The following is a 15,127-nucleotide window of genomic DNA, read 5'->3' as shown; positions in this document are numbered from 1 at the left end:
GGCTCCGCCTATGATCAGAAACGTTTTTGTGGAGGAGCCCGTGACCGGCATGTTCGCGCTGCCCAGCCTGTCTCGCAGGTCGTGCGGGACACATCGCGTCAGTGCCTTGGAAAACCTATGAGAAAAATCTTTCCTCTCTGCACCCTCGTGTTGCTGTCCGCCCTCTCGGGTCAGGCCCTCGCAGGTGCCAATACGGCGCGACTGAACTGCACGGGCAGTCACGCGGGGCAGGCACTCACCTTGGTGGGTGATGTTCCCGCCTCCATCGTGGAAGTCGATCTGAAGCTCTCCTATGGCGGGAAAACCATGCGCCTGGTTTCACCCCAGGCGGAAACCTCCGAGTCCACCGATTTCCGCCATGGCGTCTTCAGGTTGGAGGCTGCGCTGTCCGGCTCGAACAAGCTCCAGCTTCAAGCCAAGCCCAAGAGCATCAAGTACAAAGGCAGCATGGGTGCCGGCAAACTCAACGCCAGCTTTGGCGCCATCCTCAAGAATGCGCCTGAGCCCTTTCAATCCGCGCTGAAAGGGGCTGAGCTCACTTGCATCTATGCATACGAAGTTTGAGCGAGGGCCAGCAGATCGTTCAAGCAGGCAGACAGCCGCCGCGCGTTCAACCGCGAGCGCCTCGGCGAACCGCGATGCCTGCGATGGAATGGCATCCATCTACGGCCACGACCCGAGGCTGAACCCTTGTTTCTTGCTCGCCCGATGAAGCGGCTGCGTCTCTTTGCCGCCCTGCTGTGGCTCGGCATCGCCCTCGGTCCGGCCCGCGCAGCGCCACCGACCTACCAGGCGCTGTACGCCAACCCGGAACGCGCGTTGCCGATGCAGCCGACCTGGCAACTGCAGCCAGTGGATGCACAGGCGCCACCGTGGGAAGACATCTTCACCTTCACCATCGGCATCGCCCCCAACCTGATCGAACGGGCGCGTTGGCTGAGCCTGAATCCGGGCAAGCACAGCGAGCGCGCCCCCGCGTTGTTCGACGGCCTCGACGGGCGCGTGCTTTTCCTGTCGCCGGCGGCGCGCAGCTTCTGCGACGGACGCTGGCAGGTCGTGCGGCAGGAATACATCTCCCTCAATCCCGCACTGCAGCCGCTGCACCGGGTGTGGCTGGTGGAGCGAAAGCCCGGCGGCGGGCTGCGCACCACCACGGCCAACGGGCGCATCGATGCGCAAGGCCAGTGGGCCGTTCCGCCCGTGAGTTGCGATGGCAAGGACACGATCTCCGCCGACTCCCCCGCGGCCCTCTCCTACCTGATGCCCGACGGATCCAGGCCCGTGCCTTCCGAACTGCAGGTGGATACGGTGTTCGCACAGCCCGGCCTGCGCGATGCACGGGGACAGTGGCGCCCCCCCGCCCCGCCGCGGGACATCACCACTGCACGGTGGATGGACTACAAGCGGCAGATGGTGACGCCCGGCTCCACCGGCTCGGGCCTGATCGACGCGCGAGGACGAATGGTCATTCCGTTCATCTTCGGCGAGCGGCCCGACGCCACAGCCCAGCGGCGCATCCAGCTGTGCACCGCCGCCGGGCTGGATCTGCAGCGCAACGCCGGCACGCCGCAGGTGTGCCGCTGGCAACGACTGCATGGCAGCAGCAATGCCGGCGCCGCGCTGCGGCCGGTCAAGGACGCGGCCACCGGCCGATGGGGCTACCAGAACGCGCGGGGCCAATGGGCGATCGCGCCGCAGTTCGAATCGGCGCGCCGGTTCCGTCATGGCTACGCCGTCGTCTCGGGTGCGTTCCCAGAGGACTGGCGGCCGCCCGGGTGGCAGGACGAACGGCCGATCATCCGGCAGTTCCACCGCGTGGGCCGTCATTGGGTGGTCGACGCCCTGGTGCGCAACGCGTCCACGGGCGGTGCGTGGGAATTACGCTATGGCCTGATGAACGATGCAGGGCAATGGCTTGCCGCCGTGCCGCAACCCGCGCTGCACGTCACCATGCTGGTTCCGCCCGGTGGCCGCAGCGGCCACTATGCCGAGATGCTGGCCAGCCACTTGCCCACCCTGCTGGGACGCAGCGTGCAGGTCGATCACGTGCCGAAAGCCACCGAGGCCGACTATCGCCGGCTGATGACGGAGGGCGGCAACGAGAAGGTCCTGCTCGCGGCACTGCGGCTGCCGCGCGGAGGCATTGAGGGCGTGCACCAGGCCGCGCCGATCGATGCGCTGATGCATTCCCTTCGCCCCGTCACGCTGCTGGCATCGGAGCCTCTGGTGCTGGCCATCGACAGCACGAAGGCCGACACGCTGGGCATCCGCAGCACGGACGACCTGCTGGCCTACGCACGGGCCCACCCGGGCAGCCTGCGCATCGGCACGGGCGACGACGGCTGGACGGGCCACCTCGCCTTCGGCCAGTTCCGAGCAGCGAGCGGCGTCGACGTGCAGCGCGTGGTCTTCAAGGGCATGTACCCCGACTCGGACGTCATTACCAAGGCGCATGCGGTGGACCTGCTGTTCGCGCCCGTGAACGGCGTGGCGGTCGCCGTGCGGCGCGGCCAGTTGCGTGTGCTGGGCACTACCGCCGACCCGGCGCACCCGCAAAGCTTCGAGGGCGTGCCGTGGCCGACGCTGGGCTCGAGCGCGCCCTTGGCCGGCTACACGACCTACGATCACTTCAGCCTCTGGGCGCCCGCGAATTCGGAGGCCGAACCCAATCGCACCCTGCAGGAAGCCGTGGCCCAGGTGCTTGCCAAGCCCGAGGTGCGCAAGCAGCTGCAAGACCTTCGCGTCGTCGGTGGCGGCGGTTCGCCAGAAAGCCTGCTGGCGCTGGAAGGCGAAGAGCGCGAACGCTGGATGCGTGCGCTTTCATCACCGGCGCGTTGAGGGCGTTGAGGGCGCTGTCCCGCGCCATCACTCGAACCGTATCTCGGCCACGGTCGGCGCATTCGGCTCCCTGGTCCTGGCATTCGCAATGGCACCGTCTTTTTCGTTCCTGAACCAATAGCGGCACCCGGTTCGAGAAATCATCGTCACGCACATCGAGCCGTCGGCGTTGAGAACCCATTTGCCCGACGCCTTGCCCGGTCCGCTCTGGTTGACGAAGTCGACGCGGCCATCCGTATAGAACTGCCAGCGCGAGACCATGCCGGTCGACAGATTGCTCGAGACGATGGGTTTGCCGATCAAGGTGCTCTCGACCTCGGCTTTGCTCAGGAACACGCGGCCATGGATGGGTGCGGGCTCCTCGGAGATGGCCGGCACGACGGCGATGCACAGCAGCGCGCGGATGGCGTAACGGGTGAACATGACATGCCCCTCTGACGTCGCGCAGTCGGCATGCGTTCAGCCGAGCGCGTGCGTCCAAGCGCCTGGTTGGCCTGTCGGTAACGCCCGATGGCGTTACATGGCATTAACTAAAAAGCGCTACTTTTCTGCGCGCCAGATCCAGCCGGCGTACGCGAACGAGGCCTGCTTCTTCCTGCACGCCACAGCCGCGCCAGGAGGCGCTGGCCCGAGGTCGAGACGAGGAAGGCGGCGTTCTTTTTCTGCGACGACACGGCTTGTGCTCCGATGGCCCCTCGGCAAGGTGGCCGAAGGGCGTTGTGGGTGGCCTACGCAAACTCCGTGGCAACGGCGCCGGCGACGGCGGAAGAGCACTGTGAAGGCAACTGTGCAATGGCTTGTATGGCACTGTGTCGTGCGTACGGTGCCTGTAAACGGCCTGTCGATTTCGCGGGCCCGTTTCTTCTGCCTGCTGTCGCGGATCACAGGCGCTGCTTGCGTGCGAAGCGCGCCGGCCCCTGCACCGTCCAGCCACCGCCGGCCGGATCGAGCTCGCGAAGGCACTGCGTGAGCCCGTCGTCCAGGTCGAGGGTGACGCCGATCCGCCAATGCCCGGTGGCGCCGCGCTCCACCTGCAGCACGGCGAAGCCGTTGCCGGTGCCCACGGCCGCCGTGACCATGGTGGCGCCGAAGGCACCCGGCACGGCGCCGAGTTCGACCTGGCCGTCGAGCCAGAACGCGTCGGGCCGCGCATTGACGAAGGTCCAGGGCGCATACAGGCCCGAGGACACGACCGAGATCACCTCCACCGGCCCACCCGCCGCCTGCAGCCAGAGGCTCGACACGCTCGACATGTGGCGGTCACCCGACAGCACCACCACGTGGCGCGCGGTGGTGTCGCGCAGCAGTTCGAGCAGCGCGCGCTGCGAGGCCGGGTAGCCGCTCCAGTCGTCCATCCCCAGGCGTTGCGCCGGGTCGCCGAAGACCGCCGCGCGCGGCATCGGGAACAGCGCCACCGGCGACACGATGAACTTGGGCAGTTCGGCGGGCGCAGCCTCGAGCCACTTCTTCAGGTCGCCCATGCCGGCCCCGGCACGGATCGCCGCCTGGTCCAGCGGCGTGGCTTGCGCGTCGGTGCGCAGCGCCCGCCGCTGTCGCGTGCTGCGCGTGTCGAGCATGTAGAACGGAAAACCGGCCGGCGCGATGCGGTAGTCGAAGGGACGCGGGTCGCGCTGCGGGCCGATGCCCCGCACCAGCTTGTGCTGCTGCGCGACGTAGCCGTCGAGCGCGGCGCGCACGGCCGGCGTTCCACAGGGGTCGGGGCCCGGCTCCCAGTCGTCCATCACCTCGTGGTCGTCGAGCAGCGGACAGGTCGGCAGCGAGGCCATCACCTGGCGCAGCGCCTCCAGCCTGAAGGTGAGCGCATAGGCCTGGCCGACGTCGTCGCCGCCGGCCGGAACGAAGAGCCCTGCGGTCTGGTCGACATACACCTGGTCGCCGGCCAGCACCAGCAGCTGCGGCTTGTGCGACGGCGCGAGCACCTCGAGCCGCTGCGCGAGCCGCCGGTACGACGCCTGCGCGGGCACCCGGTCGACCAGGCCCGGCACGTACTGGCAACTGGCGAGCACGAAGCACAGCGAGGCCTGTGCGGGCTCGCCCTCGCGCTGCACGGCGCCGGTCCATGCGGGGTCGAGGCGCACCACGGCGCGCTCGCGCTGCGCGTCGGTGGCGGCATCCAGCGTCTTCATCACCTGGTTGCGGATGGGCTCGATCGGTTCGTCCTGCGGCTGCGCGAACAGCCCGGCCGACAGCCTCCGGCCCAGCACCTCGAGGGGGCCGCGCGCCATGGGCAGGTCGTCGTGCGCTGTCAGCACCGCGAAGCCCTGGTAGTCGGCGAGCCGGTCGTCGAAGAGGTCGATTTCCACCGCCTCCTGCAGGAGCTTGTCGCGCGTGGTCTCCAGGCCCACCATCCATGCGAAGTCGAAGCACCAGCGCCCGTCGCGGCGCCACGCGGGCACGAAGACCACGGCGCGCGCCGACACATGCGCGGGCGGCGGACGCAGCGCCAGCCGGCAATGCAGCCGGCCCGCGTTGTCCGCCGACCGGCTCGCAAGGCCGAGCCACGGGCCGGTCCACGGCAGGCTGGCCCGCCAGTCGGGCGGCACTGGGTTGCCGCGGCCGGGCTTGTGGTCGAAGGCCTCGAGGAAGCGCACGATGTGCGGGAACACGTCGGTGCAGGCTTTCTCGCCGATCAGCGTGTCCTGGTGGCCGTAGTCACCGAGCACCAGCAGCTGGTGCGGGGTACCTTCGCCGAGGAACAGGTCGCCCCCGGAAGGCTTCGAAGCGTCCGATGGGTCCGGCAATTCCGGGGGCTCCCGCGGCAGGCCTTCGTCCTTGCCGAACACGCGCTTGAGCAGCCAGAAGCTGTCGTACGAGCCGCGCCAGTCGAACACCGCGTTGCGCTGCCCGTGCAGCATGAACACCGGAAAGCCGAAGCGCTGGCCGACCTGCTCGAAGCCGACCGCGTGCCCCTGCCCGCCGGCATCGGTCAGCACCTCTTCGCGGGCGTAGTTGCCGACCTGGGCGAGGCCGCGCACCTTCACGAAGCCGTAGATCGAATCGAGCGCATCGAGCGTGTCCTTGCCGATGTTGTGCAGCCGCATGGTCTGGCCGAAGATGGCGTCGGCCCGGTGCCGCACGGCCGCGAAGCCCGGCGCCTCGCGCAAGCGCTGCGCCTCCCCGTCGTCGTCGGGGTAGGGAAAGGTCGCCAGCAGGCCGTCGACGAGCAGGCGCTTCATGCGCGTGAGCGTGGGTCGCGTGTCGAACTCGTCGATGCCGATGAACTGCTGCAGGTAGCCCGCCACATAGCCCCGGAAGCGGTTGAAGGCCGTGGCACGCAGCAGCGGCCCCACCTGCGACAGCACCACCGCGCCGATGGACGCATGCAAGCCCGGCAGGCGCAGCACCGCCACGCTGAACATGGCGGCGCCGATGCAATGCGCCACCACGTCGACCTGGATGGGCGCCGCTTCGTCGGGCGTTGCATGCGCCGCCTGCACGGTGCGCAAGGCGTCCGGAATGTCGGTCTCGGCCACCTCGTCGAACGACCAATAGCGCCGCGGCCGGTTCGGGAAGCCGATGCTGGTGCGCAGGTCGAGCACCCAGACCTCGCGCCCGGCCGCGAGCAGGCTGTGCACCAGGTTGCCGGGAATGCTCCTGTGCGCGAAGGTGGAGCCGCTCGCGCCGTAGCCGTGGATCAGCATCACGGGCCGCGTGCCCGCGCGGCGCACCGGCGGGTGGTAGCGCGACAGCAGCCGCGGCGGCGCGCTGCCGGGGCCGGCCGCGGTGACGAGCTCGACCGGCTCGGGCCGCACGCCGTACACCTCTCCGGGCAGGCGCTCCCAGTCGCGCTGCGGCGAGTCGGGCGGCGGCACGAAGTTCAGCAGATGAACCTGCAGCACGATGCGCAGCACCCACAGCGCCAGTTCGGCCAGGTCCGCCAGCTGGTTGGGCATGTCCTGCTGGTGCTCGATGCGCAGCAGGGGTTGCAACGTCTCGACGAAGTACGAAGGGTCCAGCACCAGCCGGCCCAGCGGCTTCGGTGCATCGGGGCCGAGCAGCTGCAGCTCGCCCTCGCTCAGCTGCCGCCACGGGTTGCCGCCTTCGACGAACGCGATGCGCTTGGTGAGCCGCAGCCGGTCGCCCTCCTTCAGCGGCGCGCCGTGCGCGATGCGCGCCACCGTCCAGTCGTACTCGATGAGGCGCACCTGCCCCAGGTGCGAGCACAGCGCCAGCAGGTCGGCCATGGCGGGGCCCTCGAAGACGGCATCGTCCTCATCGATTGCGCCGCCGGCCGATGCGGCGCGCGCGTCCAGCAGGCTTTGCACCAGTGCCAGCAGCTTCTTGCGTACCAACCCGTGGCTGCGCAGGATGCGCGCGATGCTGTCGCTCTTCTCGCGCACCAGCATCGATGCGGTGCCGGTGCAATGCGCGACGGGCGCGTGGTCGCCCTTGCCGAAGCGCAGGACCACCACCGGCTGGGACAGCACGCGCGGCGTCGCGCGCAGGGACGGCACGTCGAACGGCTCGAATTCCACTTCGGCGCTCAGCGCAAAGGCCTGGCCGTCGATGTGCACACGGCCCGTCATGCGCTCGCGCAGCGAGGCGCGCGTGGGCGCGGGCGCGCGGGGACGGGTCAGGTCGCGGCGCAACGGGCGCTGCGACGGCGGCGGCTGCGGCGAACCGGCCAGCGCCAGGCCCCAGTCCTCGGCCAGCACGGGCACCGCGCGCTCGGCCAGCGCGGCGATGGTGAGCGAGGGGTTGATGCCGAGCGACACCGGCACGATCGAGCCATCGAGCACCGCCAGGCCCGGCAGCAGCGACGGCGCAGCTGAAGCACCCGCAGCGCCGTCGTAGACGCGGCCCCAGCTGTCGACCACGCCGCCCTCGCACCGGTCGGCCATGCGGCAACCGCCCAGCGGGTGCACGGTCAGCACCGAGCCCACGTCCTCCAGCTGGCCGACCAGGTCGGCGAGGCTGCCGAACGGCGGTATCGGTTTCCACAGCGGGTTGGCCAGCACGCGCCCGCCGAGTCCGCCCGCGCCATCGTGGGCCGCATGCAGTGCGCGCATCTGCGCCTCGAACACGGGCAGCGCGGCCACCTTCGGCCATGCCACGCGCACCTGCGCGTCGGCCAGCACGGCGCCGTCGCCGCCATGACCGACGAAGCCGATCTGGCCGGCCGCCCCGTCGTCGCCCATCATTCCGTAGACCGGCGTGCGGCGCAGCATGTCGTCGTCCACGGCCAGCGGATCGCGCCCCTCGTCGGGCGCATGAAGGTCGAGGTCCATGTGCGCGAGCGCCTGCAGGGCGTCGGTAGTGGTCACCACTTCGGCCAGCAGGCGGCGCAGCGGCGCGGGAATGGCGAACTCCTCGATCACCAGCGGGCGCTCGCCCTGCGTCGCGCAGGTGCGCAGCAGCCCGGTGATGGTCGGCCCGATGCCGCGCTGTGCCGGCGCCTCGCCTTCGGGCGCGCTGGACAGCGCTTCGTCGTTCTGCGCGGCCGCCACCGCGATCATGTCGCCGTTGACCGAGAAGCCGCGGCCCACGGCCTGCGATATGGGCAGGCCCGGGCCCCTGGAGCGCAGCAGCAGCTCGGTGGAGCCCAGCGTGCCGGCGGCCACCACCACCCGCCGCGCACGCACCACGTAGGGCCGGGCGTTGTCGGTGCGTGCCTTGCGCCGGTCGGTGAAGAAGAATTCGACGGCATAGCCGCCGCCTCCCGGCAGGGCCGCGATGCGGTGCGCGGTGCCGCCGGTGAACAGGCGTGCGCCCCGTGCATGGGCCAGCGCCAGGTAGTTGGTGTCCAGCGATTTCTTGGCGCGGTGGTTGCAGCCGCTCACGCAGTCGCCGCAGCGCAGGCAGCGGTGCATCGCCACCTGGGCCGGCGTGCGCGTGCCGTCGTTGAAGGCGATGGCGACATGGGCCTTGCCGCCCGCCGCATGCAGCCGCGCGCCGGCCTTCAGCAAGGAGTCGAGCTTCGACACGCTCTCGGGGATCTGCTCCAGGCCCAGCATGGCCTCGGCCTTGCCGTAGCCCTGCGCGAGCGCGGCAAGGTTGAGGCCCGCGGGCCAGGCGCCGCCCTCGAAGGCATCGGGCGTGGCGCGCTCCATCACCGCCGCATTGATGAGCGACCCGCCGCCCAGCCCGTTGCCGAGCAGCGCGTTCACCTCGCCGCCCAGGCGCAGATCGAACAGCCCCGAGGCATTGCCGCGCGCAGGCTTGCCGTCCTGCATGCTGAAGCGCACTTGCCCCGGCAGCTCGGCGAAGGTGGCCGGGAATTCGCCCGGCAGGTATTCGCTGCCGCGCTCCAGCACGTAGACCTTGATCGGCACGGCGCCCGGTGCGATGCCGGGCGCCGTGTCCAGCGACAGCGCGCCCGCCAGCCGTGCCGCCGCCACCGCGCCGCCGTAGCCGCTGCCGATGACCAGCACATCGCAGTGCAGCGCGTCGGGCGGCGCCGCGGCGATCTCGCGCACCAGCACCTCGGCGCCCTGCGAGAGCAGGCGGTCGCCGGGGGCATCGTCATCGTCGCGGCCACCGTCGTTCATGTTCGGCTCCTCGCGGAATGGATCGCGGATTCAGGAATGCTCGATGGCTGCGGCCAGCGCGCGGCCGAGCGTCTGGTCGTCGACAGGTTTGCGCAGCAGCGGCAGCGCCTGACGCCGCGCCGCCTCGACCACCGCCGGGTCGGTGTCGGCCGTGACCATGACGATGGGCAGCGCAGGCTGTGCGCCGCGCTGCGCGCGCAGGCGCCCGGCGGCATCGAAGCCCGAGACGCCGCCGCCGAGCCGGCAGTCGAGCACCACCGCGTCGGGCTCCTCGACCTGCGCCAGCGCCTCGTCGAGCGTGGCGGCGGACAGCACGCGGCAGCCCATCGCGCCCAGCGCGTTGAGGTAGGCGCCGCGCACCATCGGATCGTCCTCCAGCACCAGCACGCAGCGCCCGGCCAGGCTCCACGGCGCGTCGGCGCCGTCACCCTCGCAGCCGTCGGCGCCGACGGGCGCGGCGCGCGGCAGCCGCAGGCGAAAGCACGCGCCCGCGCCGAGGCGGGACTCGAGCTCGACCGGCACGCCCAGCAGCTCGGACATCCGCCGCACGATGCCGAGGCCCAGGCCATGCCCTGCGGCAGGCGCGGTGCCGGAGCCCGTTGCCTGGAGTTGCACCAGGTCCTCGAACACGAGCCGGTGGTTCTCGGGTGCGATGCCGGGGCCGCTGTCCTGCACGGTCAGCTCGACATCGGCGTCCGATGCGTCCTGCGTGCAGACCCGCACCTCGACCTGCCCGCCCGCGGGCGAGAACTTGATCGCGTTGTCCACGAGGTTGGCCAGCATGCGGCGCAGCAGGTCGGGGTCGGTGCGCACCGCCAGGCCGGGCGGGCAGTCGGTGTGCAGCGCGACCCGGCGCGCCGCCGCCGCGGCGCCGAAGCTGGCCATCACGGCGGTCAGCAGCCGGTCGATCTGCACGCGCTGCGGCTGGGCCACCACCACGCCGGCGTCGAGTTTCGAGACGTCGAGCAACGCATCGAGCATGGCGCGCAGCTGCTCCAGGCTGCTGTCGACCACCTCGACGATCGCGCGCGCATCGGGCGCCATCGCCACGTGGCGCAACGCCCCCACGTTGAGCGCCATCGCCTGCAGCGGCTGGCGCAGGTCGTGGCTGGCGCCGGCCAGGAAGCGGCTCTTGTCGTTGTTGGCGCGCACCGCCTGGTCGCGCGCGATGGCCAGCTGCGCGCGCTCGAACTCCAGCGAGGTGGCCAGCGCCTGGTTCTCGGCGCGGATGCCGAACGACTCCTCGAAGGTCTGCAGGTTGCGCCGGGCAAAGCGCGTCTGCACGCCGAAGAACATCAGCACCAGCGCGGCCACGCCCCCGCCGAGCCAGCCGCCGGCCACCAGCCACATGGCGGCCGTGGGCACGAAGAGCAGCCCTGCGTAGGCCAGGAAGGCGGGCATCACGGTCGCGCTGGTGGACACGGCGCCCGCGCCCCAGGACACCAGGATCATCGTGAGGACCGCGTCCAGCGTCGGGTCGAGCCGGGCCATGAACAGCGCCGCGGAGCCGTTGCAGGCGCCGATCAGCACGTTCCAGTGCACGGTGGCGCGCAGCCGCGCGGCGATGGGGCGGGCGCGGTCGGCGGCCATGCGCGCGAGCGCGGCGGCGCGCCACTCGCGGCTGGCGATCACCGCCGCGAACCAGCCGAGCACCCAGGGCGTCGGCACATCGCGCCAGACGATGGCCGCGACAACGACGGCGGTGAGCAGGATCTGCCAGCGCAAGCCCACGGCCTGCTCGGCGACCACCTGCAGGCGCCGTTCGTCCAATTCGTCCAGTGCGGCCGGCATGCTCACGCCGCCTCGAGCGCCCATGCCGCCTGCGCGTCGAAGACGCGGCACATGGCATCGGTGCGGTTGCGCGCGCCCAGCGCCCGGTAGACCATCGACAGGTGCACCTTCACGGTGCCCTCGGCAATCAGCAGCTGGCGCGCGATCAGCTTGACCGGCATGCCCCGCATCGCCAGCGCCAGCACCTCGCGCTGGCGCGGCGACAGCTCGACGCGCAGGAAGCCCGCGAGGTCTTCGCGCGGCAGTTCGTCGGGGTCGCGCGCGCGGGTCACGTCGTCGGCCAGCACGAACTCGGCCGGCAGGTAGATCTTGTGGCGCAGCACCACGCGCAGGGCGGCCTCCATGTCCTCGAGCCGGTACGACTTGGGAATGAAGCCGGCCGCGCCGGCCTCGATGACCTCGCGCACGCGCTGCGGCGAGCTTTCCGCCGACTGCATGCACACGGGCGTGGCCTCGAAATGCGCCTTCACGGCCTTGAGCGCCGCCAACCCGGACAGCTGGGGCAGGTGGTAGTCGAGCAGCAGCAGGTCGATGCCGACGGGGTCGCGCTGGCAGGCCTGTTCGGCGTCGCGCACGGCGTCGAAATGGAAGGGACGGCCGGGTTCGATCTCGGCGGCCATGCGCTCCAGCAGGAGGCGCGTGCCGTTCCAGACGATCTCGTGGTCATCGACCAGCAGAACCTTCATACAGGCCTCTCGTCTACGGTGACCCTCCCCGTCCTGAATGCAGATTAGCGCAAAGCCCCCCAAGAAGCGAGCGTGCGCACCTACACCAAAGGCTTAGTCGGATGGCCACGCCGGGGACTAGGCGCTGCGCGCAATGGTTGCGGCGGGCGCCGCGCGGAAAACTGCCTGCATCGATCGCCACTTCGCATCCGATGCACCGAGGTCCGCCATGAACACCCCTCAATCTCTTGCCGCGCTGCATGCCGCATGGGAGCCCCTTGCGTGCCGCTTGTACATCCTGGCGCTGCAGCATGCGGCGCTCGCCCGCTGGCTCTGCGCCGCGGCCATGCTCGCCGCCTCGCTGCTCGCGGGCTGCGCTGCATTGCCCAACGAGGTACCCCGTGTCGCGTCGCACGCGCGCACCGACCTCGGGGACAGCCCCCTGGCGCGCATCGCCGCCGCGTCGCTGCCGGCTGCGGACAGCGCGATGTCCGCGATGCCCGATGCATCCGGCGTGCGCCTGCTGCCGGGCGGCGACCAGGCCTTCGACGCACGCATCGCACTCGCGCAGGCCGCACAACACACCCTCGACGCGCAGTACTACGTGGTGGCCCCAGACAGCGCGGGGCGGCAGTTCCTGCGCGAGCTGCGCGACGCGGCGCAGCGCGGCGTGCGCGTGCGCCTGCTGGTCGACGACCTGTACGCGGGCGGAGACGACGAGATGCTGGCCGGGCTGGCCGCGCACGCCAACGTCGAGGTGCGCGTCTTCAACCCGCTGCCGGTGCGCAGCGGCGGCCTGCGCACGCGCGTGCTGCTGTCGCTGCACGAGATCGGCCGCGTGAACCGGCGCATGCACAACAAGCTCTTCATTGCCGACAACAGCTTCGCCATCACCGGCGGACGCAACATCGCCGACGAGTACTTCGGGCGCAGCAAGCCGGCGAACTTCATCGACATGGACGCGCTGCTGGCCGGGCCGGCGGTGCACGCGCTGTCGGCGAGCTTCGATGCTTTCTGGAACGGACCGCTGTCGTACCCCTTCGAGGCCATCGCGGCCGACAGCGCCCCGGCACCAGCCCCTGCGCGCGAACGCTTCGCCGCGCTGGTGCGCGACCTCGCGCGCTTCATGCCTCCTGCCGACGAACCCGATGCGCTGGGACGCGGCCCGGTCGGCGCGCAGCTGGTGCAGGGACGCGTCGCGCTGGTGCCTGCGCAGGTGCGCGTGGTTGCGGACGCGGCGGTGCAAGGCCGCTTCGCTGATGATGCCGGCGGCAACGTCGACGAGATCGCTGAGCCGCAAGGCCGCGAGGGCGCGGTCATGGCCGCGAACCTCGACCTGTTCCGGACCGCGCGCTCGGAGGTGCTCGTCGTCTCGCCCTACTTCGTGCCCATGCCCCGGATGATCGAGGCGCTGAGCCATGCGAGCCGCGAGGGCGCGCGCGTGTCGGTGATGACCAATTCGCTCGCCACCACCGACGAACCGCTGGTGCACTATGGCTACGCGCGCTACCGCAGCGCCCTCTTGCAGATGGGCGCCATCCTGTATGAGCTGATGCCGGCCAGCGAAGCGCATCCCGCCTGGAGCGACACCGAAAGCGGCCGCGGCTCGCTCGGGCGCCTGCACGCCAAGCTCGCGGTGGTCGACCGGCGCTGGTTCTACGTGGGGTCGATGAACATGGACCGGCGCTCTGCGCACTGCAACACCGAACTGGGCCTGATCGTCGACAGCCCCGCGCTGGCCGGCGAGCTGGCCGACCTGATCCAGCGCGTGCGCATGCCCGCGAGCTTCACCGTGAGCGAGGTACCTCTGCGAGGCGGCTTGCAATGGAGCTTCCTGCGCGACGGACGTCGCTGGGTGCTTCACCGGGAGCCCGAATCGAACTGGGCCCAACGACTGCGCTGGTCCGTGCTGTCGCTGGTGGTGGACGAAGATTTTCTGTAACCCGGCTTACGCAAACTGCCACATGACGCTCTTCGAAAGAGCGGCGCTTTCGTGCAAGAAATAGATCACTGCACGCGTGGCCCAGGACTACCATTCCATCGTTCACGTGCGGTTCGGCACGAGACTGCCGCGGACTGTTTGCTCACTCGTGTCGCAAGGAGAGTCGCGATGGCAAGCCCGATGAACGTCAGCAAGCTTCAGACGAAATCCCATGACGAACCGGACGAGGTTCGACAGCCCGAAAAGACCCGCGTCGAAGTGGTCCGCCTCGAGGGCTACACGCTCGGACGCTTCAAGTTCGAGCCCGGGTGGCGCTGGTCGAAGTGCATCAAGCCGGTCGTGGGCACGGACAGTTGCCAGGTGGCTCACGTCGGGTATGCAGTGTCCGGCCGGATCACCGTGCAAATGAATGACGGCTCGCAGACCGTCATCGAGGAAGGCATGTCGTACACCATTCCGCCGGGTCACGACGCATGGGTCGAAGGCAACGCGCCGTTCGTCGGCCTGGAGATGATGAGCGCGGAGGAATTCGCAAAGCCCCAAAGCTGAGTCGAGGTGAGAGGCCTCGGGAAGAGACTTCTTCGGGATGGTCGACCGGGGCGTGACACTCGCGACCGTCCGGCTCACGCGCCCGGGTCTGCGGATTGCCTGGGCGGCGAGCCGGACGCCGGGGGCGTTTCAGCCCTTTCGCATGGTGATCGCATGAAAAGGGCAAGTCACTGCGCAATCGCTGCAGCCCGTGCACCGATCCGCGTCTTGAAGCGTCGACAACTTCTTCCATTGCTCGACTTCGAGGCTGAGAAGGTGAAGGTCGCACGCGGCGACGCACCAGCCGCAGCCCGTGCAACGCGCGGCGTCGACAACGGGCAGCCAACCGGGTCGGTGCGGGCGGCGAGGCTGATGTACGTCCATCTGTGATTCCAACGAGCCGTATCGGTCCGGAAGGTAGCATGCTGCTGGCTCCAGTCGGCCAGGAGCGGTCCCTCGCCCACGGAGCCTAGTTCCGCCAGAGAGCGGACGCTCGCATCTCATGATGAACGGCGAACAACGTCCCTTCGGCCAACGATGAACTGTTCGACGAACCTCTGACCTCGACCGGCCGCAAGGTTCGGATGCGCCGCATCGATGATCGGTGTACCTGCTTGATACGGACCACTGATGCCCGTGCCGGGTGATCCCCGGAAATGCCTGGTTTTCCACCAAGTATTGATCGCGGACCGATGCAACAATTCTGCCTTCAAAGAAGAAGAAGGAGGAGATCCATGAGAGCTAAAACTATCGAGGTGATCAGATGCGGTTTTTCCAAGAGGCCGGTTCGGAATTCCACTAGGCGCGGGGCCCTTGTCGCCGCACTTGCCTTCCATTGCGCAATTTCGGCGCAC

At 69.8% G+C, this 15,127-nt stretch carries 9 protein-coding genes; 4 read left to right on the top strand and 5 right to left on the bottom strand.

Features of this window, described 5'->3' with window-relative positions; translation table 11 throughout:
- The first annotated feature begins 117 nt into the window (after positions 1-117).
- Complete coding sequence (locus AC07OX_RS08285) at positions 118-564, top strand: hypothetical protein (RefSeq protein ID WP_369631845.1); 447 nt, start codon at positions 118-120, stop codon at positions 562-564.
- Positions 565-690: 126 nt separating this feature from the next.
- Positions 691-2,838, top strand: coding sequence for a tripartite tricarboxylate transporter substrate-binding protein (locus AC07OX_RS08280; protein ID WP_495260671.1), 2,148 nt, complete (start codon positions 691-693; stop codon positions 2,836-2,838).
- A gap of 27 nt (positions 2,839-2,865) precedes the next feature.
- On the opposite strand, the gene AC07OX_RS08275 is transcribed toward AC07OX_RS08280, so the two are convergent.
- From AC07OX_RS08275 to AC07OX_RS08260, 4 genes are all read right to left on the bottom strand, one after another.
- Complete coding sequence (locus AC07OX_RS08275) at positions 2,866-3,261, bottom strand: hypothetical protein (protein WP_062479336.1); 396 nt, start codon at positions 3,259-3,261, stop codon at positions 2,866-2,868.
- 458 nt (positions 3,262-3,719) lie between these two features.
- Positions 3,720-9,347 carry an alkaline phosphatase D family protein gene (locus AC07OX_RS08270; RefSeq protein WP_495260672.1) on the bottom strand — a complete coding sequence of 1,876 codons (5,628 nt, stop codon included), beginning with the start codon at positions 9,345-9,347 and terminating at the stop codon, positions 3,720-3,722.
- Positions 9,348-9,377: 30 nt separating this feature from the next.
- Entirely contained in the window at positions 9,378-11,138 is a 1,761-nt protein-coding gene (locus tag AC07OX_RS08265; protein ID WP_495260673.1) for a hybrid sensor histidine kinase/response regulator, read from the bottom strand.
- Positions 11,139-11,140: 2 nt separating this feature from the next.
- A complete protein-coding gene (locus AC07OX_RS08260; protein WP_159277998.1) occupies positions 11,141-11,824 on the bottom strand; it encodes a response regulator in 684 nt (227 codons plus the stop codon).
- Positions 11,825-12,032: 208 nt separating this feature from the next.
- On the opposite strand from AC07OX_RS08260, the gene AC07OX_RS08255 reads away from it, so the two are divergent.
- Together AC07OX_RS08255 and AC07OX_RS08250 are read left to right on the top strand one after the other, a co-directional pair.
- Entirely contained in the window at positions 12,033-13,745 is a 1,713-nt protein-coding gene (locus AC07OX_RS08255; RefSeq protein WP_495260674.1) for a phospholipase D-like domain-containing protein, read from the top strand.
- Between the two features lie 168 nt (positions 13,746-13,913).
- On the top strand, positions 13,914-14,294 hold the full coding sequence (locus AC07OX_RS08250) for a cupin domain-containing protein (RefSeq protein ID WP_495260675.1): 381 nt from the start codon (positions 13,914-13,916) through the stop codon (positions 14,292-14,294).
- A gap of 129 nt (positions 14,295-14,423) precedes the next feature.
- Here AC07OX_RS08250 and AC07OX_RS08245 read toward each other — a convergent pair whose 3' ends face one another.
- On the bottom strand, positions 14,424-14,657 hold the full coding sequence (locus AC07OX_RS08245; protein ID WP_082818010.1) for an ATP-binding protein: 234 nt from the start codon (positions 14,655-14,657) through the stop codon (positions 14,424-14,426).
- Between the last annotated feature and the right edge of the window lie 470 nt (positions 14,658-15,127).

The sequence above is a fragment of the Variovorax sp. GW821-FHT09D07 genome (assembly GCF_059416345.1).
Note: the sequence above shows the minus strand (reverse complement) of the source record. Positions and strands in the feature narration are given on the sequence as shown.